Origin of the sequence: Coleofasciculus sp. H7-2 (assembly GCF_042747725.1) — a bacterium.
GTDB lineage: Bacteria > Cyanobacteriota > Cyanobacteriia > Cyanobacteriales > FACHB-T130 > FACHB-T130.
Genome location: NZ_JBHZGO010000032.1, coordinates 1 through 22,534, shown reverse-complemented (window position 1 = coordinate 22,534; position 22,534 = coordinate 1). Strand labels below are relative to the sequence as shown.

The following is a 22,534-nucleotide window of genomic DNA, read 5'->3' as shown; positions in this document are numbered from 1 at the left end:
TCCTCACTGCCTAAAAAAGTTGTGAAGTGCCGACAATTTCCACCCTGAGACAGACCCCAGCTAAAGGCTTGACTGCCAAACTTGACACGGCAGCAATCTGAAGTACAATTTTTCGGTTAATTGGCTGCGTGGGTAATCACCACATTTCTCGGTTATCGATCTCAATTTGGGCAAACGAAGAGTAAAGCAATGCAGCAAGGGTCTATACCTCCAAACCTTCAAAACCGCTTTCTCCATCCAAGACGATTTCTATTTTTATTAGGGCTGACTTTAGCCTGGTTGATGCCAGTAGTAGAATTACAGCCATCAGTTGAGGCATTGGAAGTTAGAGCAAACGCAGCATCAACTGGCAACAGCTGGCAAGGGGCATCTTTCCCAGTCGAAAATTTTCAAGGCTATACTTCTGCATTTGGCTACCGACGCTCTCCCTCTGGTTCTGCGGGTTTGGAATTCCATCGGGGTTTAGATATCGCTGCACCGGAAGGAAGTTACATTCGTAACTGGTGGGGAGGGAAAGTCGTGAAAGTCTCACAAGATAGACTTTGCGGCACCTCAATTACAATCGAGTCCGGCGCGTGGCGGCACGTCTACTGTCACATGAAAGGGGGCGTAGAATCAGCCAACGGCGGACGTTATTTCATCGATCGCAGCGGCGGTATCGTGGTTTGGGAAGGGCAACAAGTGGCAGCAGGTGCCCGAATTGGTCGGGTAGGAATGACTGGGCGTACTACTGGCCCTCATCTCCACTGGGGATTAAAGTATGCCAATAATTATGTAGATCCGGGTCAGGTTCTCAAAGCGATGTATGCTCAACAACCCAGTAATGTTCAGCAAGTTGGGCGTTGGCCTCAACCTTATAGAAGTCAGACATCGTGGGGGAATCAGGGGCGACGAACGATCGATTATTGAGCGGCGACTGGCAACATTGTCTTAGGCTAAATAAGCGTTACCCAACAAACTGCACCAGTGCTGGGTAAAGTTGCCTCAAAGGGAGTCTTCACATCCAAGATTTGGATAGTCTTTCAGGATTAGCAGGTTCAAACCTTAGCAATAAAAGAACCCGTTTTCTTGAAGAAAACGGGTTTTTTCAGAGAAGTGTACTGTCTAAAGAACAAGCACTTTTAATTAAGGAAGTGCTACCTCTTTCTTGGGCACTTGGGCGCGTTCAGCTACAATTTGACGAAAGCGATCGCCCTCAATCGTTTCTTGGTCTAACAGAAGATCCACCAGATGGTCTACCAAGACTCGGTTTTCCAGAATCAGCCGACAAGCTTCGCTGTAGCAATGTTCAACAATTGTTCTGACTTGGGTATCAATGCGGGTGGCAATTTCTTCGGAATATTCGCTGCGGCTCATCCAATCGCGTCCTAAGAATACTTCCCCATTCGGGGTTTCCAGCGACAGCGGTCCCAAATCGGACATTCCAAACCTCGTGACCATCTGCCGCGCCAGCGATGTCACCTTCTCCAAGTCATTCCAGGCACCCGTCGTTACTTCGGCGTCGCCAAAAATGACTTCTTCAGCCGCACGTCCGCCCAAGATTCCAGTAATTCGAGCCAGCAGCTGCGATCGCGAAAACAAGCCCTGCTCTTCACCCGGAGTATACCAGGTCAGCCCCCGCGCTTGACCCCGTGGCACCAGGGTAACTTTCTGCACCGAGTCGTGACCGGGTAACAGGGTGCCGATCACGGCATGACCGATTTCGTGATAGGCAATTAATCGCTTGTTCTTGCTATCTACTAGCGGCGTGCCTTCCATACCAGCCACCACCCGATCTACAGCATCGTTAATTTCTAACTCTGTAACCGCCTCTTTGCGCCGTCTGGCGGTCAAGATGGCAGCTTCGTTGAGCAGGTTCGCTAAGTCAGCACCCGTAAAGCCTGGGGTGCGTCGAGCGATGTTTTCCAGCGAGACTTCGGGAGCGATTTTTTTATTCCGCGCATGAACTTCCAGAACTGCCAGACGCCCTTTAAGATCCGGTGCATCCACCATCACCTGTCGGTCAAAGCGTCCCGGACGCAACAGCGCCGAATCCAGAACATCGGGACGGTTAGTAGCGGCAATGATAATAATCCCAGTATTGCCTTCAAACCCGTCCATTTCTGTCAGCAACTGGTTGAGGGTTTGTTCCCTCTCGTCGTTTCCACCGCCAATCCCTGCGCCGCGTTGCCGTCCGACGGCGTCGATTTCATCGATGAAGATCAGACAAGGAGCGTTTTCTTTGGCTTTTTTGAACAAGTCGCGGACGCGGGATGCACCGACGCCGACAAACATTTCCACGAATTCCGATCCAGAAATGCTGAAAAATGGTACTCCAGCTTCCCCAGCGATCGCTTTGGCGAGTAATGTTTTCCCAGTTCCGGGAGGACCGACTAACAGCACGCCTTTGGGAATTTTTGCGCCCACGGCGGTGAATTTCTCTGGGAGTTTGAGGAAGGTGACGACTTCTTCGAGTTCTTCTTTGGCTTCTTCGATGCCTGCTACGTCGTCAAATTTGACGCCGGTTTTGGCTTCCATCTGAAATCTGGCTTTTGATTTCCCGAAGTTCATGGCTTGCCCAGAAGCATTGCTAGAACGACGGAAAATAAACATTAATACTCCCAGTAAGAAGAAGAGTAATAGTAAGTTTGCCGCTACCCCCACCGCTGCGGTGTTATCTGTCGAAGGTTGTACATCGAGTTCGACATTTTTGCTGCGGAGTTGTTCAATCAATTCTGGATTTTGCTCTAGCAGCATCACCTCTTGCGGCGGATCGGTTGGCTTTTGCCCCGCCAATCTAACCTTAGCCATCCGGGTGGCTGGGTCAATTTCCACCTTGGTGACTTGGTTCGCCTCAAGTTTCCGCAACAGCTCGCCATAGGTGAGGGTGTTCTGCTCTGCCTTAGCGAGGGCAGGAGGACTCAGCAGCATCCCCTGGAAAATCATCAAACTGGCGGCGATCTGCCAGAAGCGTCGTGGCGCTGGTTTAGCGGAATTTTCCTTAGACCTTTTTGCCGGTCGATCCCCTATCCATGCTTCGATCCCAGAATTTTTTTTCATACAATTGCCCTTTCCCTGCTGCTGTGACTCAACCCCTAGGTTGCTGGATTTCCAGAGGAATCTGCCTAAATCAGGAGTTGAGCAGACCTTTCCATCCTCTAGTTTAACTGTCTCGATTCCAGCCTTGCCGAGAATCGGTTTGCTGGTTTTGTCTGCCTTGTTGACGAAGTTGGGTGAAACTTGTTATCTTGAACGTATTCATAACGAGTACGCTTTACTAACTAATAAGTTTTTCTACTTATGTATCGATGACTGATTGCCTGAAGTTAACTATTTTTGCGCTTACTCAAGCTTGTTTTCATCTTCATAGAGGCTTATTTATATGGTCAAAATTGTGGGAATTGGCGGAAGTTTACGGGCTGGATCTCAAAGTCAGCTCGCTCTAAATTTGGCAGCTTTGCGAGTGCGATCGCTAGGCGCTGAGGTAGAAGTTCTTGATTTGCGGCAAATGCATCTGCCTTTTTGCAACGGAGAAAAGGAATATCCAGACTTTCCGGATGTTGCAAAGATGCAAAAAATAGTCGCTGAGGCAGATGGCTTAATTTTGGCAACCCCTGAGTATCATGGTAGTGTCAGCGGTGTGCTAAAAAATGCCCTAGACTTGATGAGTTTTGACCAGCTAAGCGATAAAGTTACTGGTTTAATTAGTGTCTTAGGAGGTCAGTCTAATAGTAACGCTCTCAACGATCTGCGGGTGATTATGCGCTGGGTTCATGCTTGGGTAATTCCGGAACAAATTGCCATTGGACAAGCTTGGAAAGCTTTTAAACCTGATGGGAACTTGCTGGATGATAAACTCTCCGATCGCTTCAATGAATTTGCTGAAAGTTTAGTAGAAAATACCCAGAAATTGAGAAAGGTTGCCTAGTTGTTTGCTTGAATTGGAGAAATTTTAACGCAAAGGTACGCCAAGGAAATCGCAGAGTAACGCGAAGGAAAATTCTTCCCTTCGTGTACCGAGAGCATTAACCTCTGCGTACCTTTGGGTTAAAAAATATCCCCTCAATGGTGGTGATGATGATGACCGTGGTCGTGGTGGTCGTGGGTATGAGCTTGCATCGCCGCCATCTGAGGATTAACGGCAAAAGCTTGTTCTGATAATAAAGCTTCAATTTGAGGATGCGCCCATTCTGCTGCCATCTTTAAAAATTCCGGATGGTCGTTGACGCACGCCATTTGCACGTAAGTTACTTCAGGATGCCGATGTCGTAAGCTATGCAGGATGTGGTCTACATCCAGCAGAGTTTCGTGATTCTCGGTAGCAAAGCCAATTGGCATGAAAACGACGGAGGTAGCACCAAGCAGAATTAGATTTTCAGCAGCTTGCGTGGCATTGGGTTGAGTCCATTCAATCAGAGGAGTGTCATGGTTGAGCCAACCTACTGAAATTAGCGGATATTTATTAATCAGCTTTTCTCTAATTCTTTCGTAGAGTGCTTCACTTTCAGTAATGCCAGAGGTAAATCCTTTGGCTTTGTGAGGACAACCGTGGTTCATCAACACGATGGCAGTTTGGGAGGGTAAGTGCGCTACTGCTAAATCGCGGGTAATTTTCTCTTCTACCAGACGCGCTAGCAATTCGATGTAGGCGGGTTCGTTGTAGAAGGAGGGAATATAGCGCTGTCCCTTAATCCAGTGTTCGCTACCGTCAGATAGGTTGGCAAGGGCTTTATTCACCTGCTCGACGGCAATACCGCTGGTGAAGATAGAATCTACCACTAAGAGCGGGTAGATTAGCAGTTTATCGAATCCCTGTTCTTTGATTTCGGCGAGAACTTGTTCGGGAAGGAAGGGGGCGCAAAAGTTAAAGGCTTTGAAAACTTTAACGCGATCGCCCCATTTTTCTTGTAGATTTTGTTCTATCCCCGCCCGTTGCTGTTCAAAAATTGCGTTGTGGGGGGAAATAAAATGATCGTGCTGGTGGTTCCACTCGTGCAGGTCAAAGATTGCCAAAATCTTTGCTAGTGGTGGATATATCCAGGTGGGTACCGGCGCAAACTTAGCGGTGAGTAGATTTAAAGCTTGTTCGTTGTAGTTGGCAAAGTCGTCATAGCTTTCTACTTCGCCATAGCCCATCAGCAATACGGCTACGCGGTCGTTACCAGTGGCTGAATCGTTAATTTGTTGAAGTTTTTCTGGGGTGGCTACCAAGTCGCGTTCCTCAGCTTGAATGGTGTCTACATTAGAGTGGAAACTGGGGCGATCGCGTTGTCGTACAGCTTCAATCCCCTCAAAGCACCACTCCTTTTTAGAGTAACATCCCCTAGGGGGGGATTAAAGTAAAAAATTTAGCAGTTAGATAATATTGCAGCGAGTTTTTAGGGGCAATTCATCCACCAAATGATTGATAGATTCAGGAGCTAGTGATGGGGCGAAGAGCTGCATTTAGCAGCATACGCTAAGGCGAAGAGCTGCGTCTAGCAGCATACGCTAACGCGATCGCGTCCTTGAGCCTTCGCCTCGTAAAGTGCTGTCGGCTTCTAAGTTAATTTTTTGTTGAATGCGATCGCTCTCCAGTGCTTCTAGTTCTTGCCAGAGACACCGCTGTTAAAAGCTCTTTCTTAGAATTTTTATATCTTAAGAGCGATGTTTTATCTGTTAAGTCTTTTAATAATCCATCTGATGCTCGTCATCATTTGCCCCTAACTCCTAGAAATGATCAGCGTCATTATTTGCCCAGGTATCCACGATCCAGCGCTAACGCAGAGCTTTTTGGAAGAGTTGCACCCAAAAAAGATAGAGAATCTGTTGATTTTTCCGGTTCAACAATTTCCCGCTTACTCAGCGCTTGACATTTACAATTATTTATGCAAGCAAGTCGGTTCGCCCAGTCCGCAAGCGTCACCAGTAATCTTTATTAGCTTCAGTGCGGGTGTTGTGGGTGCAATTGGAGCGGCTTGGCTGTGGCAACTATCGGGAGGAACCGTCAAAGCTTTAATTGCTCTAGATGGTTGGGGTATGCCTTTGTCTGGTAATTTTCCCATCCACCGACTCAGCCACGATTACTTTACACACTGGAGTTCGGCGGTACTGGGAAGTGGCGAAGATAGTTTCTATGCCGATCCGTCAGTAGAGCATTTAGAATTATGGCGATCGCCCCAAGCTGCAAAAGGTTGGTGGGTAAGTTCAGCAGAAGGAAAAGCGGAAACGCGAACCTACACCACAGCGGCTCAGTTTTTAACCAGCCTGTTGCAGCGTTATGGTAATGGATAGTCGATTGTTTTCGCTTTCTGAGTCATTCCCTAAAGTGGGTTTTGAGCAGGTAAACCGACAGCGCGGGGAAATTCCCTCGGTGTGGGTGCCACTTTGCGGAGATAAAGGCAGTGGCGATCGCTGTGACTACAAGGAGTTGCAAACTCGTCTATCGACTCAATGACACCACCCAACTGCACCAGCGCTGGTTGCAAAGCATTAGTTTCTTCTTCTGTCCACTGTCCTCGATAGAGGATGGCTAAGCCACCGAGTTTTAGCAACGGGAGGGCATATTCTGCACAGACAGATGCCGTCGCCACGGCTCTAACAAGTGCCAAGTCGTAAGAAGCTCGATAGTGGGGATGTTGACCAATTTCTTCAGCTCTACCAGTCAGAATAGCAGCATTTTGAATGCCCATCTGAGCGATTAGAGTTTCTAAAAACGCGATTTTTTTGCGCGTGGCATCGAGTAAAGTGACGGTGCAATTGCTGAGGGCGATCGCTATCGGAATCCCCGGAAATCCTCCCCCAGTCCCAATATCGATGGCGCGTTCGACGGAGGGTAGAGATAAGCGATCGCTTGTCCCTACCGAATTCGAGGATAACAAGGGTGCAATTCCCCGCAGAGAATCCCACAGATGTTTTTCCCAAAACTCCATCGGTTCGGTGATGCGAGTTAAATTTAGCTGGCGGTTACCTGCCAAAACCAGTTCGTAAAGGCGCTGAAATTGTTGCCTCTGTTCGGCTTCCGGCTGCCAGCCTAATGTTTGCTGCCAGATGTCTGCCATTTCCGGCAACATTAGCGTCTCAATCTCACCCATAACCGGCAACCTTCAACTTTTTAAATTTCTAACTACCCTTCGGGAAGGGTTTCACCCTACAACTGTCCAAACTCATTTAAGCTGCTGGTTGCGGCTCAATTACTTTGGTTTCCAATGACGCTGGTTCCACCGATTGTAATTCTCCGTGGTTAATAGTCCAACATCGATCGGCGATCGCTAACAACTCACCCGCATCGTGGGTGACAACTAACAGCGTCCAATGGGTTTTGAGTTTTGCTAATAAATTCACCAACTGACGCCGCATTGACCAATCTAATCCAGCGGTGGGTTCATCCAACAACAGCAAATGAGGTTGGCGAATCAGCTGCACTGCTAGAGCAAGGCGTCGCTGTTGACCTCCACTCAAGGAATTCGGTGAGGTATGCAACGGCAGATGTGCCAGATTTACTTCTTGCAGAGCTTCCTTGACTTTTTCCGATCCCAATTCTGGATGCCCTAGGCGCAGTTCCTCTAAAATTGTTCCACCACAAAAATGCCGCTCTGGAAATTGAAACACTAATCCTCCCAGCTGTTGCAGATGTTCGGGAGTAAGTTCTTGGTCTCGCCAGTAGAGGGCACCAGCCGTTTTTTCCGCAAGACCTGCCAGAATTTCTAAAAATGTGCTTTTGCCAGAGCCACTTGGGCCAATAACAAGACCCAGATTGTTCGGTGCTAATTCTAAATTAAGGGCTTTTAGAATCGCAGTTGGGGCAGCGGCGGGGTGATAGGTCAGGTTTTTGAGATAGAGCATTAATTACACGAATAGAAAATAGAAAGCAAACTCGTCAAGGCATCCAGTTGGGAACAAAAAAGCCTTCTTTAATTTTGACTTAAATTATTGGGCACAAAAAAAACTGAACGAAACCTGTTTTTTAGCAAAACGAGTTTTATCCGCAATTACGGATCTCTTCATTCTTACTTTTATACTTGGCATTTACAATAAAATTAACTAAATTTTTCCGGAACCTGGAATTTAGTAACGGCGTCAAACGTATTTAACTCTCTTTTTATCTAGAAGTGACTAATTATACACTTGTTGTTTCTAAATGTTGAGCCGAGGGGCGATGGTAACAGCGTATTTTCTGACGTTACTAGATAACATTTAACATTAGAGACAGCATTCACTCAAGCGTAAGGTTTTGTGAGGATGACGATAATGGATCGGTTTTCGGTTCCTAAGCAGATTATTTCTGCGATCGCTAATGCACCCGCGATTTGCTCTAAGCCTCCGATCGTGCCAGCGTCTGCACGTTTGGCACTGCTCGCATCGCTGATGGCAGTCAGCTTTTGGTCTAGCCCTAGTCTAGCGAATGATCCTTTTCGCTCTAGCAACCCTCGTAACATCGGAGACAGTACAGAAGCCGCTTTCAAGGCAATCTTTGAAAAGGGAAACTATCCACAAGCAAAGCGTTACCTACAGCAAGCGGAAACGCAGGAACCCAACGAACCGCTAGCATACGCAATGAGGGCATCTCTCACCTATTCCTATATTGACTGGAAAGGGGAAAGTGCAGAGAGCAAGCAACAAAAACAAGCTTTGTTGGATGAGTTTAAATTATACGCGGACAAGACGCTGCAAACTGCTGAGCAGCTCACTGTGACCGATCCCTTACGTGGAAATCTTTATACCGCAGTGGGTCATTTTTTACAAGGCGCTCATACGATTGCGATCGCCAATCGAGATGCGATCAAGAGTGGCCCGCAAGCTTTGAGTAAATTGCAGCAGGTATTTGAATACCTTGATAAAGCTGAAAAGGTAGCACCTAATGACGCAGAACTCAACTTGCTCAAGGGGTATATGGATTTGATGATCGCGGTCAATTTGCCTTTTTCTAACCCGAATCAAGCTATTGAACGCTTAGAAAAAGCAGGTCCCTCTTATTTGGCTTATCGGGGAATTGCCGTCGGCTATCGGGACTTGAAGAAGTACGATAAGGCATTGGAATTTGTCGAGAAGGCAAGTCAAATCACGCCGGATAACCCAGAATTGTTCTATCTCAAAGGGCAAATCCTAGTTGAGCAAGGTAAGAAGAAAAACAATAACCAAGCTTTGATCAAGCAGGCGGTGGAGAATTTTGACAAAGCGATCGCTAAAGAAGCTCAACTCCCGGTGAACGTCGTCAAACAGCTGAAGCGAGAACGCAATAAAGCGCAACGCCAGATTACGGGAGGATAAACGCTAAAAGGATGAAGTATAAACGATAGGATGAAAGAAAGGATGAAGTGAGTTCGCGGTTGCCAAAACAATGGATTGAAGCCGAGTCCTCAAATTTCATCCTTTACACTTTATACTTCACAGTTGATATGCAGGTAGTGTTCCGCGAGTTTAACCCTTTCGATCTGTGGATCTGGCTGGAATTCAGCATGGTTCCCTCGGAGATGGAAAAGCAGTATGTCGAGGAGGTGTTTAACTCCTGGTTCTTCTTGGGTAAATTGGGAGGATTTAATGCAGAAAATCTCCAAGTCCAAGATACGGGTTTAGATATCAGCTACATGGATTACGATTCTGAGGCAGCGGATAGCAGTATGATATCGCTGATGCATAATATGGGCGAGTTTGAGTACGAAGGTGGATGGGCACGGTGCTGGCTTGATCTGGGAACCAGTGATGCGATCGCTCTCGATATCTTAATCAACTCTCTCAACCAGCTGAACAAGGAATACGTGACGATTGAACGCTTGTACATTGGCGGCGAAAATGAAGACTGGTCTGTTGAGGGTAGCGAAAGTCGGGCTGCTTTTACTTACGATGAAAATTAGCAAATAACGATGCACAAATCAGGCGAAATTCGGGTGCTTGCCTTGGGGCTAATTCGAGATGGCGATCGCATTTTTATTTCCGAAGGCTATGACCCAGTTAAACAGGATACATTTTATCGCGCCTTAGGGGGCGGCGTTGACTTTGGAGAAACCAGCCTCGAAGCACTGCAACGAGAATTTCAAGAAGAAATCCAGGCTGAATTAACGAATATTCGGTATCTTGGCTGTATCGAAAATTTGTTTACTTTCAACGGTAAGCCTGGTCACGAAATCATTCAACTGTATCAATGTGATTTTGTCGATCCCAAGCTTTATCAGATTGAACGAACGGTTTTTGCTGAAGGCGATCGCCAAAAAGCAGCACTTTGGGTAGAAATTAATCGTTTTAAATCTGCCGAGTTGCGATTAGTCCCAGAAGTATTTTTGGATTACTTGTAATTCTTTAGGGACATGGCAATGCCATGCCCCTACACCTAAAAAAGCTACATCCTTAGCGGATTAAGATTTATCGGAACATACTGCTAACAGAACTATCTTCGTGAACCCGCCAGATCGTCTCACCCAGCACATTTGCCACCGAAAGTACCGTTAGTTGTTCAAATCTATCTGCTTCGGGAACTGGGATTGTATTGGTTACAATCACTTCTTCAAATATCCCGCTTGAGAGTCGCTCAATGGCAGGTGGAGAGAAAACTGCGTGGGTAGCACAGGCATATACCTGCCTAGCTCCTTCTTTGCGTAACAACCGAGCGCCCTCTGAGATGGTGCCGCCGGTGTCGATCATGTCGTCTACTAAGACGGCTGTTTTCCCTTCGACATCGCCAATCAGATTCATCACTTCCGCTACGTTATGCGCTTGCCGACGCTTATCAATAATCGCCAACGGGGCATCGTTTAGCTTTTTTGCAAAGGCTCTGGCTCTAGCCACACCACCCACATCGGGTGAAACAACAACCAAGTCGGATAGTTGCTTGTTTGCCAGGTAATTGATTAGCGCAGGTGAGCCGTAGACGTGATCGAAGGGAATATCAAAATATCCCTGAATCTGGGCTGAGTGCAAATCCATCGCCAAAATTCGGCTGGCTCCAGCCTCCACGATCAGATTCGCAACCAGCTTGGCGGTAATGGATTCGCGTCCCGCTGTTTTGCGGTCGGCTCTAGCATAGCCATAATAGGGAATGACTGCCGTAATTTGTCGAGCCGAGGCGCGGCGACAGGCGTCAACCATGATCAGCAATTCCATCAAGTGATCGTTCACCGGATGGCAAGTGGGTTGAATTAGGTAAACATCACACCCTCGAATCGATTCTTGGATTTGAATGTAAAGCTCTCCATCAGCAAACCGCTTGCGAACCATTGGTCCCAAGTCCATGCCTAGATAGCGAGCAACTTCCTGAGAGAGGGGTATATTGGCAGATCCAGAAAACAGTCGCAGACGATTGTTGTCTGCTATTTGTGGCAGCGTAGGCTGAAGCGATATAGTGGGAGAACGGAGCACAGCAGACCCTCAAGAGCTACTTCGATCGCAATCTTATCATTGTCGCCGAAACGGCTTATAAAATTTATTTGTGAAGAAGGGATGAATATCTGAATCACTTGTTACAGAATATCGAAAAAATTGCTCTGTAGACAAGAATTAGAAAGTTTTAGTCTTAAGTTTGAGAACGTAACTCCTCAATGGAGGTTTGACAGGTACGATCATCTACGTATAATGACTTACGTTTTTGCAATCTCAAGTAAATTGTAAAGGTAAAGTCTCCGTAGTTATCCTAGTAAAAACTAAAATTTGACTCGGATAGGCAAGTCAAAAGTACAGATTTTTAGAAAGATGCTTTGATAATTAATAATTTTTTAACAAGTAGAAAGCAAAGTGAAAATACATCAAAGGAACGCGATCGCCTTTAAGTCCGACGACTAAAGTCCGACGACTAAAGTTGCGGCTAAACAAGCAAAGCCTGACGAGAGCAGGCTTTGTTCTTCTAGCCCCAGGCTTCTAGCCTGTGGGCGTATAGCAAAAACGGGATGCTCATCTTCCAATCAGGCAAGATTGGCGTCTAATGGAACGGTGAGCGACAGCTTTTGCCAAAATAGATCCAGAAAGGTAAGGTAGCATAGCTTTGTCATAAATTGCATCTTGCTTGCCCTTCTTCCCTAGTCCTTATTTATGCAACCCCCTATTGTCATTGGAACGATTCTACAAAACCGCTACCGCTTGATCGGTATTCTCGGTCAGGGAGGGTTCGGACGAACGTATCTAGCAGAAGACCAGGGGCGCTTTAGCGAACGGTGTGCCTTGAAGGAATTAATTCCCGCTCAAGAATCGGCTTATGTGCTGGAGAAAGCAAGGGAACTGTTTCAACGAGAGGCGACGACTCTTTACCAAATCCAACACCCGCAGATTCCCCAGTTCCGGGCTACTTTTGAGCAAGATCAGCGGTTGTTCCTGGTGCAGGACTATGTAGAGGGGAAGACTTATCGGATGCTGCTGGATGAGCGTCGGAGTCAAGGCAATGCTTTCTCGGAGGCAGAAGTGATGCAATTTCTGCGGCAGTTGTTGCCAGTCTTAGCGCACATCCATATTAAGGGGATTATTCATCGAGATATTGCGCCGGACAATATTATTTTACGGGAAAGCGATCGCTTGCCTGTGCTGATCGATTTCGGCGTCGTTAAGGAACTGGCAACTCGGTTTCAGTTACCAGATGTTACCAGACCAGTCGCGACAACGGTGGGGAAACCCGGTTATGCCCCCAGCGAACAAATGCAGGCAGGGCAAGCTTACCCTAGCAGCGACCTCTACGCCTTAGCAGCGACGGCTGCGGTGATGCTCACAGGCAAAGAGCCAGCAGAATTGCTGGATGCCACTCAGTTAACCTGGCAATGGCGCAGGTGGGTGAACGTCAGCGATGGGTTCGCCCAAGTGTTGAATCGGATGTTGAATTATCGACCGGGCGATCGCTACCAATCGGCTGGAGAAGTTGTACAAGCACTCCAATCCCTGACGAATCCAGCCCCCGCCTTTCAACCTCCACCAGCGATCCAACCTCCACCACCAACTTTCCAACCTCCACCTGCTAACCCGCAACCGCCAGTTTCCAGCCCCCAACCGCCCCGTCCGACCACTTCCCAGGTACAAACGGTGGCGGTCGGACGCCGACCCGACCCGGTGACGCCCAACCCTAACAACCCTGGAAACCCGGTCAATCCTAATGCCACCCGTCCAACTCGCCCTGATCCAGTCATTCCCGCACCGCGCGATCGCTCGACTTGGCAAGACCCTTGGGCTGTCTTCGCAGTTGTAATCAGTCTTGCTTTATTAGCTGGACTGGGTTCTTGGGCGTTGGTCAGCTTTGTCATTAATCGGCAGCCTCAACCAACTCCGACTCCGATAGTTTCTGACACCCCAACGCCAACGCCAACCCCGACACCAACGCCAACCCCGACACCGACGCCAACGCCAACGCCAACACCCAGCCTGGAACCAGTCACGTACAGTCAGCGCCTAAACTTAGTACCCGGTCAAACGCTGACTAAACAGGGAAATCTGAAAGGAAACGAAACTCTTAACTACATCATTGGTGGAGAACAAGATCAACAATTAAATTCCTTGCTGACTGACGAAGGTGTTTTAATGACGGTGTTGGGGCCAGATCAAAACCCAATTAGTAAAAATGCTAGGCGAGTCCGAAGTTGGACAGGAACGCTTCCCTTTACCGGCAATTACACCATTCAGCTAAGTCCGATCAAGGGGTTGTCTCAGAGCGACTACAACTTACAGATTAGCCTTGCTAAGCCAGTACCATCGCCAACGCCGACACCCACACCCACACCCACACCCACACCCACTCCCACAGGTCAATTTGACACTCAACCGATTACCTTCCCACCCGGCGAACCGGGAGTGCAAGTTTCGGCTCGAACCAGTCCGCAGCGGATTAAGCGTTACCTGGTAAATGTGCAACAAGGGCAGGTACTGAAAGCGGACATTCAACCGGGTGGGGCAACTTTAGATATTCGGTATCCTGATGGCACTCTGGTGGAAGATGCCTCTGGCGTTTTGTCTTGGCAAGCTCAGGTGCCTCGCGCTGGAGAGTATCAAATCGATGTAATTGCGCCGGAGGAGACACCCTTTACGCTAGATATTAGTGTTCGGTAATGGGTAATTGCTCATGGGTAAACGTTGGAAGATGGATTTCCAACCTGGCAACCTTGCAACTTCTACTGACAACTGACGAGTGACAACTACTTTGAACGCGCTACTAATTAGTGGAACCGATACAGACGCTGGGAAAACAGTTTTGACAACGGCTTTGGCAGCTTATTGGCAGATGTATTGTCCTGCCAAAAGCTTGGGGATGATGAAGCCAATTCAGTCTGGAACTGGGGATAGAGAACTTTACAATCGGCTATTTTCTCTCAATCAATCTTTAGAGGAAATTAATCCGTTGTACTTCCAGGCACCCTTAGCGCCTCCCATCGCTGCTGAACGGGAAGGGACGAGTGTTGACTTAGGAAAAGCTTGGCAAGCGTTTGAAAATCTGCGGCGTCAGCGAGATTTTGTGCTGATGGAAGCACTGGGAGGATTGGGTTCGCCGGTTACAGATGAACTCACGGTGGCGGATTTGGCTAGGGATTGGGGGTTGCCAACGGTATTGGTGGTACCGATAAGATTGGGCGCGATCGCCCAAGCGGTTGCGAATGTTGCCCTCACTCGTCAGTCGGGTGTCCACCTCAAAGGCATCGTTCTTAATTGCGTTCAACCTCTTACCGAACAAGAAATCGCCGATTGGTGTCCAATCGATTTGATTCAGTCTTTAACGAATACACCCGTTTTTGGAATTATGCCCAATCTGAACGATCCCACCGATCTCACTAAACTAGCTCAAGTTGCTTCAGATTTAGATATAGAGCGATTGATGCCACTTTGATTTGGGTAGCGTGTTAGCTTGAAAGAGTATTAGATGTCAATATTTCTTGCGTAGCCTGTGAATTAGTCATGAGTAAACATAAAAAAAACAGTTCATCTGGCTCTAAATCTGCTAGACAGGAATTTGCAAAAGAGCCAACTGTTTCTCCGCAAAAACAAACAGATTCTGCTCAAGAATCTGTTATTTCTTCTACTTTACCTTTGCTGTCTGCACTTCAAGAAGGGAGTATCAATGTTACATTTGCAGCAGCAATGCAGGAGATCCAGGTAGAAACGCTGAGTGAAGTTTTGCAGGAGAGTTTTAATAAAATTGAAGAATATGTATCTAAAGTCAAAAAATTATATTCTCAATTGAGTCAGCAGAACAACAGGTTTCAATCAGCAGGTAAAATAATTAATCGTATAAATTTATTAATAGACACTAAGGCAGCCGTAGCAGAGATTTTAGCCTGGATGTCTGTAGTAGTAAATATTGTAGATTATCTAGTTTTTGAACTAGGAGAACAGTTAAGCAATGATACAATCCGTGTTTTTATAAGAGTTCTTTCTTCCATAATTATTACAATTGATATGGTTTTGACAGGAATGCCGGATAAACCAGCATTCGGAATTACCCTGACTCCCGATCAAAAACAGGTTTCTGAAACAAAAAGTAGAATTTCCGATCTCTTGTCAAGACTAGAAAAAATTAATCAGGAAAATGAGGAAGCGAGTAAAGATTGGGGAAGAGTTGAACAAAATGCTTATGAAAGAATTCTAGAAGGTAGCACTAAAAATGTTTCAGGAGAAGAATTTTTAAGTTGGCTGTCGGATCTGGAGCAAGGGTGTGACGTTTAATATTGAGTTTCATCCTAAAGCGGCTAAAGAAGCTAAAGAGATGCTACTGATGAACCTAGAGCTTGCTTCGGAATTTCGGGAATACTTGGAACTTTTAGCTGAGGAGCCATATAAATTTCCTAAAAAGAAAGGACAGCTAAAATTATGTATAGCTTTAAGTTTTCAAGTAAAAGGTAATGCGTGGCGGTTAATTTTTAGGATTATTGAAACTAGAGAGGTAGTTGAAATCTTAGCAATTGGTTTACATGATGAAGCTTATAGTTCAGCCGAAAGGCGTGTTTAAATATTATTGATTCGTTATATAGGGAAAAAATGTTTGCCACTTCTTTAAGTCCTCTTTCTGTTGATTCATCTCGCATTCGACCGGGAATTCAGGCATTGCAGCCGATGCTAGTGGAGTTGCGGCGGCGACTGCATCAGTGCCCTGAATTAGGGTTTCGAGAGCATTTAACTGCCGAGTTAGTTTCCCAAAAATTGCAAGAATGGGGAATTGAACATGAAACTGGCATTGCAAAAACTGGAATTGTTGCCACAATTAGTGGTAACAAACCAGGTAAAGTGCTAGCAATTCGGGCAGATATGGATGCCCTGCCGATTCAGGAAGAGAATGATGTGCCTTATCGGTCGCAGCATGATGGAGTGATGCACGCTTGCGGTCATGATGGACATACAGCGATCGCTCTCTCCACTGCCTACTATCTTTCGCAGCACCGCGATGACTTTGCTGGCACTATAAAGATTATCTTCCAACCTGCTGAGGAAGGGCCGGGAGGTGCCAAGCCGATGATTGAAGCAGGTGTCTTACAAAATCCCCAGGTAGATGGGATTATTGGGCTGCATTTGTGGAATAATCTGCCTCTGGGCACTGTGGGGGTTCGCAGTGGTCCCTTGATGGCAGCAACAGAGGGGTTTCGCTGCACGATTCAAGGCAAAGGCGGACATGGGGCGATTCCCCATCAAACGGTTGATTCAATTTTAGTTAGCGCTCATATTGTCACTGCCTTGCAGACGATTGTGGCTCGAAATGTCTCGCCACTGGAGTCCGCCGTCGTTACTGTCGGGGAACTTCATGCAGGCAAGGCGCTCAACGTAATTGCCGATACAGCTTTCTTAACGGGTACTGTGAGATATTTCAATCCGCTTCTGGGAGAACTAATTCCTCAACGGATTGAGCAGATTATTGCGGGTGTTTGCCAAAGCCACGGTGCCACTTATCAACTAGACTACAAGCGGCTTTATCCTCCTGTGATTAATGATGCCAAGATGGCGGAACTCGTGCGTTCTGTGGCAGAAGGGGTGGTAGAAACTCCGATTGGAATTGTGCCAGAATGCCAAACAATGGGCGGCGAAGATATGTCGTTCTTTTTGCAAGCTGTACCCGGTTGCTATTTCTTTTTGGGTTCGGCGAATGTAGAAAAAAACTTAGCGTATCCGCACCATCATCCGCGATTTAATTTTGATGAAACAGCGCTAGGGATAGGTGTTGAGATATTTGTCCGGTGTGTTGAGAAATTTTGCGGATTGAAGGATTGAAGGATTGTCAGGTTTAAGGTTTAAAGAGTCATTTGAGCCTGCAATTTATAACCTGCTAACCTAAAACTCGCCTGCAATCTTTCTTCTATCCCATGAGGTGCTGATGACTTCTCAACTGCCAAATTTAACTGATTCGCAACAGGGACAGCAAGCGATCGCCGACTTCGAGCAATCCAGCGTCCCCGGTGTTTGGCTCAGTTTGGATAAACAGCAAGTAATTGCTGATATGCGATCGCGTCTAATCGATCCCTTTCAAGTAAACCAAGGGGGACAACCCTTTTGCGGTCCAGCATCGATTGTATTTGAGCTGGTTCGCAAACAGCCACTCTGGTACGTGCAAATTTGCCGCAGTTTATTTGAAACCGGCGGTTTTCAAGCGAAAACTAGATTTATCCAAGCATCGCCTAGACTGCGCCAAAGCCAAGGCAGACTGCGGATGGGAATGGCAGATTGGATGCTGTTGGCAACCTTGCGCGAATCAGAAAACCTGATTTTTCCAGTCGAACCAAACGCCCCCAACATCATTCGGAATCTGGGCGGGATGACGAAATCTTGGGAGATGAAAGGGTGGGTTAAAGAAGTGCTGGGCTATCGTCAATTTAAATACGCCCATACCTATATTTATGGCGAATTTGATGCGATGCGCGAAGCCGCAGAAGTCATAGCCAGCGGTGGCGTTGCGTTTGCCTTGGTTACTGCTGAAGGATTACTGAGCAACAAACCACCGCTGTTGCCTTACCCAACTCACTGGATTTCCCTATTAGGCAATATTGTTATTCAACCAGGTAAACCTTGGCAGCACGATAGTGGACATATCAGCTTCGACATCTATACTTGGGCAAGAAAGATGCACGTAGACGCAGCTGAAGGGCCATTCGAGGATTATTTTTGGGGAATTGTCATGGGAAGAATGTAGCGATCGCTCCCCAAACCCAACCTAATAAAAATATTTTACGCAGGTACTTGAAGTGTCATCTATCAATGAGATGATTTTTCATGTACTTGGGGAGGATGACGCATTGCAGCAACTGCTACGCATATCCAGAATTATCGATGCGATCAATGAACGCATCGGACGTCTCACCTATTGGCTGGTGCTACTGATGGTACTGGTCGGGGTGTGGAACGTCGCCGGTCGCTACATCGGGCGTTTAATTGGGCAAAACCTGAGTTCTAACGCCTTTATTGAAACTCAGTGGTATATCTTCGACGTGGTTTTCTTGTTGGGAGCCGCTTACGCCCTGAAACACGACGAACACGTGCGCGTGGATATTTTCTACAGTCGCTGGAACTGGAAGTGGAAAGCGTTGGCTGACCTGTTCGGAACGTTATTCTTCCTAATTCCGTTCTGTCTAATGGTGATTTATTTCTCCTGGGACACGATTCTTAATTCTTGGGCAATTCGAGAAATTTCCCCCGATCCAGGTGGATTGGCTCGTTACCCGATTAAATCAATGATTATCGTCAGCTTCGTGCTGCTGATTCTTCAGGGCATTTCCGAGGCAATTAAGAATTTTGCAATTTTCACAGGCAAGCTAGCACCCCAGGAGGAACAGCATGACCCTGGACTATGAATGGTTAGGTCCGGTGATGTTTGGCGGTGCCTTAGTCCTGCTGTCGCTGGGCTACCCCGTGGCGTTTTCTCTGGGGGGTGTGGCGATTCTATTTACCGTCTTGGGCGTGGGACTGGGCATATTTGACCCAGTTTTCTTGACGGCGATGCCCCAGCGGATTTTCGGCATTATGGCGAATTACACGCTACTGGCGATCCCTTATTTCATCTTTATGGGGTCAATGCTGGAAAAATCGGGGGTTGCTGAGCAGTTGCTAGAAACAATGGGGATCTTGTTCGGGCGACTGCGGGGCGGTATTGCTTTAGCGGTAGTTCTGGTGGGGGCGTTATTAGCGGCGACAACTGGCGTCGTGGCAGCAACGGTAGTGGCAATGGGGCTGATTTCCCTGCCGATCATGCTGCGCTACGGCTACAACAAAGAACTGGCTACGGGCGTAATTGTCGCCTCTGGTACTTTAGGGCAAATTATTCCCCCCAGCGTGGTGCTGGTGGTATTGGGAGATCAGCTAGGTGTTTCGGTGGGAGACTTGTTTATCGGCTCGGTGATTCCGGGTTTGATGATGGCGGGTGCCTTCGCCCTACACGTAGTCATAGTGGCGTTTCTCAAGCCAGAAGTCGCACCTGCATTACCCCTTTCAGTGCGGAATATCGGTGGTAAAGCGCTGGGATTGCGCGTGCTGAAGGTGATGGTGCCACCGTTGGTGTTGATTTTGTTGGTATTGGGCAGTATCTTTTTTGGCATTGCCACGCCGACGGAAGCGGGTGCTGTTGGATGTGTAGGAGCGATCGCGCTAGCTGTTGCGAACCGTCAGTTGAGCTGGGACGCATTGCGACGAGTTTGCGATGCCACGATGCGGATCACCAGCATGGTGATTTTTATTTTGTTTGGCTCAACAGCATTTAGTTTGGTATTCCGGGGACTCAATGGCGATCGCTTTATGTTCGATGTCCTCTCCAATCTCCCTGGCGGCAGAACCGGCTTCTTGGTCGTTAGTATGCTGGTGGTGTTTGCACTAGGCTTTTTTATCGATTTTTTTGAAATCGCTTTTATCATCGTGCCCTTATTTGTGCCAGTTGCTCAACAATTGGGAATCGATCTCGTTTGGTACGGTGTCGTCTTAGGAGCGAACCTACAGACTTCTTTTCTCACACCGCCCTTTGGTTTTGCTCTTTTTTACCTGCGTGGCGTTGCACCTCCGGAAGTGACCACAACCGATATTTACCGGGGTGTTGTACCCTTTATCCTGCTCCAACTGCTGGTTCTGGTGTTGATTATTGTTTTTCCAGGTATTGTTACCTTCTTACCGTCGCTCAGTCTTTAGAAGGGTTGAAAAAGCATTGAAAGTTGAAAGGTTGAACCAGGGTTAAAAGTTAAACAATTAAAGGTTTCGCCTGTAATCTGCCAACGTGCAACTTGATTCTATCGTCAAGATAAGATCGGTCGAGCAGAGTTTCTAACCTGTAACTTGTCAGCCTGCAATGCCACCCCAACTTTCTAACTTTTTTCCTGAGGATAGGCGAAATTGGCAAAACTTAGTTCATTGACTTGATTCCACTTGTAAACCTGCTCTCTAAATTTCTTCCACTGTTCGTAAACTTGCTTGAAAGTGGCATCCTTAGCAGCATTTGCCTCATACAAATCGAAGGATGCCTTCTCGGCTGCCTGCATAATCTCCTTAGAGTAAGGCGTTAGCTTTGTACCTCCAGCAACCAGTGCTGTGAGCGCCTGTGCATTCAAGGCATCATACTGAGCCAGCATATTTAGATTGGCTTCCATCGTGGCACTTTTCAAGACTTGTTGGTAATCCTTCGGTAATTGCTGCCACTTTGACAGATTAATCTGGATTTCCAATGTTGCTCCAGGTTCCCACCAGCCTGGATAGTAGTAGAACTGCGCTGCCTTATTCAAGCCCAGCTTCACGTCATCATGCGGGCCAACCCACTCAGCGGCATCAATCGCTCCTCGGTCAAGTGCTAGATATATCTCGCCCCCTGGCAATACCTGAACATTGACGCCTAGACGGCTCATCACTTCACCGCCTAATCCAGGGATACGCATCTTCAAGCCGTTCAAGTCAGTCACTGACTTGATTTCTCGCTTGAACCAGCCTCCCATTTGAGTGCCAGTGTTGCCAGCAGGAAAGTTGATAACGCCAAAGTCTGAGTAGAGCTTTTGCATTGCTTCCAGTCCGCCAGCGTGGTAGAGCCATGCGTTCTGCTGTTGGGCATTCAGACCAAAAGGCACGGCTGTACCAAAACCCAGTGCAGGATTTTTTCCTATGTAGTAATAACTTGCAGTGTGACCGCACTCCAAAGTTCCAGATTGTACGGCGTCTAGAACTTGTAGACCGGGCACGATTTCACCCGCTGCGAAGGGGGTAATCGTGAAGCGTCCGCCGGTCATTTCGCTGACGCGCCTGCAAACTGTATCAGCTCCCCCAAAGATAGTTTCGAGCGATTTAGGCCAGCTGGTTGCCATCCTCCACCGAATTCTTGGCTGGGCGTTAGTTTGAACACCTGAGCGTGTGGCTGTTCGGCTACAGGCACCCAGCGCCGCCGCACTAGCGGCTCCAATAGCAGTGCTGCTGACAAAGTGTCTTCGTTTCATAAGTTTTGCTCAAATACCTAGAAAACCCAATCTGAGGGAAATTTGTAGTTTAAAACAGATTCATGTGGTGAAAATATGACAATCCTAGCAGAGTCGGAGTCCTCTAGGTACGCTTCTACCTTAGGTTAGGTGACAGTGGGAGTTTGAATGACTAAAGTTTAATGCCTGAGATCGCGCCAGTAAGATCCTTGAGAGCGATCGCGCTCATGAAATGCTCAATAACTATGGTTTGGTTCGTATTTGCTACTTTAACCGCTATTTTTGAATCATTAAAGGATGTTTTCAGCAAAAAAGTTCTCAAAAGTCTCGATGAATATATTGTTGCTTGGTCTTTAATCTTTTTTACACTAATTCTTTTAATTCCTCTTTTATTTTTTATCGAACTTCCCTTTTTAAAAAGTCAGTTTTGGATAGCCTTAATCGTTGGTAGTTCGCTGAATGTTCTAGCAACTATTCTTTATATAAAAGCACTTAAAATTTCCGATTTATCCCTAACAATCCCTCTTATTACCTTTACCCCCTTATTTCTGCTCATCACTTCCCCGCTCATTGTCAACGAATATCCTACTTTATTCGATTCATTAGGAATTTTTCTAAGTGTTGCAGGTTCTTATGTATTAAACATTAGACAAAAACACAGAGGATATTTAGCTCCGTTTCGTTCGCTGCTTAAGCAAAATGGGCCAAAGCTAATGTTATTGGTTGCTTTTATATGGAGCATAACTTCCAACTTTGACAAAATGGGGGTAAAAAATTCTTCTCCCATTTTTTGGGCAATTGTTATGTATGCATTTATTGCAGTTACCATGCTGCCAATAATACTGTATAAATCCAAGCAAAATCTAGAGCAAATTCTCTATCACTTAAAATATTTAGCTCCAATGGGGCTATTTAATGCATTAGCAGTATTGTTTCAGATGATAGCAATCAATATGACTCTGGTGGCACACGTTATTGCCATTAAAAGGATGAGTGCGCTCCTGAGTGTATTTTTTGGATACTTAATTTTTAAAGAAGAAGGAATAAAAGAAAGAGCAATAGGAGCTAGCCTAATGATTTTGGGTGTGTTAGTAATAACGGGCGTTGCTGAATTAGGGTATGATAAAGTGAGCGATCATGCGAGCGCCAAAAAAAACACTCATGAAGATGCAATATTATGCAATGCCCTGAATGTCAGTCAACTCATATTAATAAAAATGGTCAGAAAAAAGGCAAACAGAATTATATCTGTGTCAGATGTAAGA

General features: G+C 46.7%; 20 protein-coding genes and 2 pseudogenes. 16 read left to right on the top strand and 6 right to left on the bottom strand.

Annotated features, from left to right (window positions below; all coding sequences use genetic code 11):
* The first annotated feature begins 189 nt into the window (after positions 1-189).
* Positions 190-909 (top strand): M23 family metallopeptidase, encoded by a 720-nt coding sequence (locus ACFW2W_RS08190; RefSeq protein ID WP_378175823.1) that lies wholly within the window; start codon positions 190-192, stop codon positions 907-909.
* Between the two features lie 216 nt (positions 910-1,125).
* Here the strand turns inward: ACFW2W_RS08190 and ftsH are convergent, their stop codons facing one another.
* A complete protein-coding gene (gene ftsH / locus ACFW2W_RS08185; protein ID WP_378175820.1) occupies positions 1,126-3,039 on the bottom strand; it encodes an ATP-dependent zinc metalloprotease FtsH in 1,914 nt (637 codons plus the stop codon).
* 322 nt (positions 3,040-3,361) lie between these two features.
* Between ftsH and ACFW2W_RS08180 the strand changes: the two genes are divergently transcribed.
* Positions 3,362-3,907 carry an NADPH-dependent FMN reductase gene (locus tag ACFW2W_RS08180; RefSeq protein ID WP_378175817.1) on the top strand — a complete coding sequence of 182 codons (546 nt, stop codon included), beginning with the start codon at positions 3,362-3,364 and terminating at the stop codon, positions 3,905-3,907.
* A 134-nt stretch (positions 3,908-4,041) separates the two neighbouring features.
* Here the strand turns inward: ACFW2W_RS08180 and ACFW2W_RS08175 are convergent, their stop codons facing one another.
* On the bottom strand, positions 4,042-5,190 hold the full coding sequence (locus ACFW2W_RS08175) for a ferrochelatase (protein WP_378175814.1): 1,149 nt from the start codon (positions 5,188-5,190) through the stop codon (positions 4,042-4,044).
* Positions 5,191-5,697: 507 nt separating this feature from the next.
* Here ACFW2W_RS08175 and ACFW2W_RS08170 point away from each other — a divergent pair.
* On the top strand, positions 5,698-6,252 hold the full coding sequence (locus tag ACFW2W_RS08170) for a hypothetical protein (protein ID WP_378175845.1): 555 nt from the start codon (positions 5,698-5,700) through the stop codon (positions 6,250-6,252).
* Positions 6,253-6,281: 29 nt separating this feature from the next.
* Here the strand turns inward: ACFW2W_RS08170 and rsmG are convergent, their stop codons facing one another.
* Together rsmG and ACFW2W_RS08160 are read right to left on the bottom strand one after the other, a co-directional pair.
* Complete coding sequence (gene rsmG / locus ACFW2W_RS08165; protein ID WP_378175811.1) at positions 6,282-7,052, bottom strand: 16S rRNA (guanine(527)-N(7))-methyltransferase RsmG; 771 nt, start codon at positions 7,050-7,052, stop codon at positions 6,282-6,284.
* Positions 7,053-7,128: 76 nt separating this feature from the next.
* Positions 7,129-7,803 carry an ABC transporter ATP-binding protein gene (locus tag ACFW2W_RS08160; RefSeq protein ID WP_378175808.1) on the bottom strand — a complete coding sequence of 225 codons (675 nt, stop codon included), beginning with the start codon at positions 7,801-7,803 and terminating at the stop codon, positions 7,129-7,131.
* A 405-nt stretch (positions 7,804-8,208) separates the two neighbouring features.
* On the opposite strand from ACFW2W_RS08160, the gene ACFW2W_RS08155 reads away from it, so the two are divergent.
* The 3 genes from ACFW2W_RS08155 (at position 8,209) to ACFW2W_RS08145 (ending at position 10,250) form a co-directional block, all read left to right on the top strand.
* Positions 8,209-9,228 carry a Sll0314/Alr1548 family TPR repeat-containing protein gene (locus ACFW2W_RS08155; RefSeq protein WP_378175805.1) on the top strand — a complete coding sequence of 340 codons (1,020 nt, stop codon included), beginning with the start codon at positions 8,209-8,211 and terminating at the stop codon, positions 9,226-9,228.
* Positions 9,229-9,356: 128 nt separating this feature from the next.
* Positions 9,357-9,812 (top strand): DUF3531 family protein, encoded by a 456-nt coding sequence (locus ACFW2W_RS08150; protein ID WP_378175842.1) that lies wholly within the window; start codon positions 9,357-9,359, stop codon positions 9,810-9,812.
* A 9-nt stretch (positions 9,813-9,821) separates the two neighbouring features.
* Entirely contained in the window at positions 9,822-10,250 is a 429-nt protein-coding gene (locus tag ACFW2W_RS08145; RefSeq protein ID WP_378175802.1) for an NUDIX hydrolase, read from the top strand.
* Positions 10,251-10,317: 67 nt separating this feature from the next.
* On the opposite strand, the gene ACFW2W_RS08140 is transcribed toward ACFW2W_RS08145, so the two are convergent.
* Positions 10,318-11,310, bottom strand: coding sequence for a ribose-phosphate pyrophosphokinase (locus ACFW2W_RS08140; protein WP_378175799.1), 993 nt, complete (start codon positions 11,308-11,310; stop codon positions 10,318-10,320).
* Positions 11,311-11,976: 666 nt separating this feature from the next.
* Between ACFW2W_RS08140 and ACFW2W_RS08135 the strand changes: the two genes are divergently transcribed.
* The 8 genes from ACFW2W_RS08135 (at position 11,977) to ACFW2W_RS08100 (ending at position 20,004) form a co-directional block, all read left to right on the top strand.
* Positions 11,977-13,968 (top strand): protein kinase, encoded by a 1,992-nt coding sequence (locus ACFW2W_RS08135; RefSeq protein ID WP_378175795.1) that lies wholly within the window; start codon positions 11,977-11,979, stop codon positions 13,966-13,968.
* Between the two features lie 91 nt (positions 13,969-14,059).
* Positions 14,060-14,740, top strand: coding sequence for a dethiobiotin synthase (bioD, locus tag ACFW2W_RS08130; RefSeq protein ID WP_378175839.1), 681 nt, complete (start codon positions 14,060-14,062; stop codon positions 14,738-14,740).
* 68 nt (positions 14,741-14,808) lie between these two features.
* Positions 14,809-15,576, top strand: coding sequence for a hypothetical protein (locus ACFW2W_RS08125; RefSeq protein WP_378175792.1), 768 nt, complete (start codon positions 14,809-14,811; stop codon positions 15,574-15,576).
* Positions 15,566-15,859 carry a type II toxin-antitoxin system RelE/ParE family toxin gene (locus ACFW2W_RS08120; protein ID WP_378175789.1) on the top strand — a complete coding sequence of 98 codons (294 nt, stop codon included), beginning with the start codon at positions 15,566-15,568 and terminating at the stop codon, positions 15,857-15,859. Before ACFW2W_RS08125 ends, ACFW2W_RS08120 begins: the two co-directional genes overlap by 11 nt.
* Before the next feature lie 29 nt (positions 15,860-15,888).
* On the top strand, positions 15,889-17,109 hold the full coding sequence (locus ACFW2W_RS08115; RefSeq protein WP_378175786.1) for a M20 family metallopeptidase: 1,221 nt from the start codon (positions 15,889-15,891) through the stop codon (positions 17,107-17,109).
* Positions 17,110-17,212: 103 nt separating this feature from the next.
* Entirely contained in the window at positions 17,213-18,025 is an 813-nt protein-coding gene (locus ACFW2W_RS08110; RefSeq protein ID WP_378175783.1) for a hypothetical protein, read from the top strand.
* A 103-nt stretch (positions 18,026-18,128) separates the two neighbouring features.
* On the top strand, positions 18,129-18,683 hold the full coding sequence (locus tag ACFW2W_RS08105; RefSeq protein ID WP_378175836.1) for a TRAP transporter small permease subunit: 555 nt from the start codon (positions 18,129-18,131) through the stop codon (positions 18,681-18,683).
* Positions 18,667-20,004: a TRAP transporter large permease subunit gene (locus tag ACFW2W_RS08100; RefSeq protein WP_378175780.1), complete on the top strand. Its 1,338-nt coding sequence runs from the start codon at positions 18,667-18,669 to the stop codon at positions 20,002-20,004. The genes ACFW2W_RS08105 and ACFW2W_RS08100 overlap by 17 nt, the downstream gene beginning before the upstream one ends.
* A 173-nt stretch (positions 20,005-20,177) precedes the next feature.
* Here ACFW2W_RS08100 and ACFW2W_RS08095 read toward each other — a convergent pair whose 3' ends face one another.
* Positions 20,178-21,290 (bottom strand): TRAP transporter substrate-binding protein, encoded by a 1,113-nt coding sequence (locus ACFW2W_RS08095; RefSeq protein ID WP_378175777.1) that lies wholly within the window; start codon positions 21,288-21,290, stop codon positions 20,178-20,180.
* A gap of 161 nt (positions 21,291-21,451) precedes the next feature.
* On the opposite strand from ACFW2W_RS08095, the pseudogene ACFW2W_RS08090 reads away from it, so the two are divergent.
* Positions 21,452-22,357, top strand: a pseudogene (locus tag ACFW2W_RS08090) (EamA family transporter); the annotation flags it as partial.
* Between the two features lie 89 nt (positions 22,358-22,446).
* Positions 22,447-22,534 (top strand): annotated as a pseudogene (locus tag ACFW2W_RS08085) (IS1 family transposase); the annotation flags it as partial.

Excerpts from the sequence above, each read along its gene's own strand:
- ACFW2W_RS08190 (WP_378175823.1), top strand. The coding sequence starts at position 190 with ATGCAGCAAGGGTCTATACCTCCAAACCTTCAAAACCGCTTTCTCCAT.
- ftsH (WP_378175820.1), bottom strand. The coding sequence starts at position 3,039 with ATGAAAAAAAATTCTGGGATCGAAGCATGGATAGGGGATCGACCGGCA.
- ACFW2W_RS08180 (WP_378175817.1), top strand. The coding sequence starts at position 3,362 with ATGGTCAAAATTGTGGGAATTGGCGGAAGTTTACGGGCTGGATCTCAA.
- rsmG (WP_378175811.1), bottom strand. The coding sequence starts at position 7,052 with ATGGGTGAGATTGAGACGCTAATGTTGCCGGAAATGGCAGACATCTGG.
- ACFW2W_RS08160 (WP_378175808.1), bottom strand. The coding sequence starts at position 7,803 with ATGCTCTATCTCAAAAACCTGACCTATCACCCCGCCGCTGCCCCAACT.
- ACFW2W_RS08155 (WP_378175805.1), top strand. The coding sequence starts at position 8,209 with ATGGATCGGTTTTCGGTTCCTAAGCAGATTATTTCTGCGATCGCTAAT.
- ACFW2W_RS08150 (WP_378175842.1), top strand. The coding sequence starts at position 9,357 with ATGCAGGTAGTGTTCCGCGAGTTTAACCCTTTCGATCTGTGGATCTGG.
- ACFW2W_RS08145 (WP_378175802.1), top strand. The coding sequence starts at position 9,822 with ATGCACAAATCAGGCGAAATTCGGGTGCTTGCCTTGGGGCTAATTCGA.
- ACFW2W_RS08135 (WP_378175795.1), top strand. The coding sequence starts at position 11,977 with ATGCAACCCCCTATTGTCATTGGAACGATTCTACAAAACCGCTACCGC.
- ACFW2W_RS08125 (WP_378175792.1), top strand. The coding sequence starts at position 14,809 with ATGAGTAAACATAAAAAAAACAGTTCATCTGGCTCTAAATCTGCTAGA.
- ACFW2W_RS08115 (WP_378175786.1), top strand. The coding sequence starts at position 15,889 with ATGTTTGCCACTTCTTTAAGTCCTCTTTCTGTTGATTCATCTCGCATT.
- ACFW2W_RS08110 (WP_378175783.1), top strand. The coding sequence starts at position 17,213 with ATGACTTCTCAACTGCCAAATTTAACTGATTCGCAACAGGGACAGCAA.
- ACFW2W_RS08100 (WP_378175780.1), top strand. The coding sequence starts at position 18,667 with ATGACCCTGGACTATGAATGGTTAGGTCCGGTGATGTTTGGCGGTGCC.
- ACFW2W_RS08095 (WP_378175777.1), bottom strand. The coding sequence starts at position 21,290 with ATGAAACGAAGACACTTTGTCAGCAGCACTGCTATTGGAGCCGCTAGT.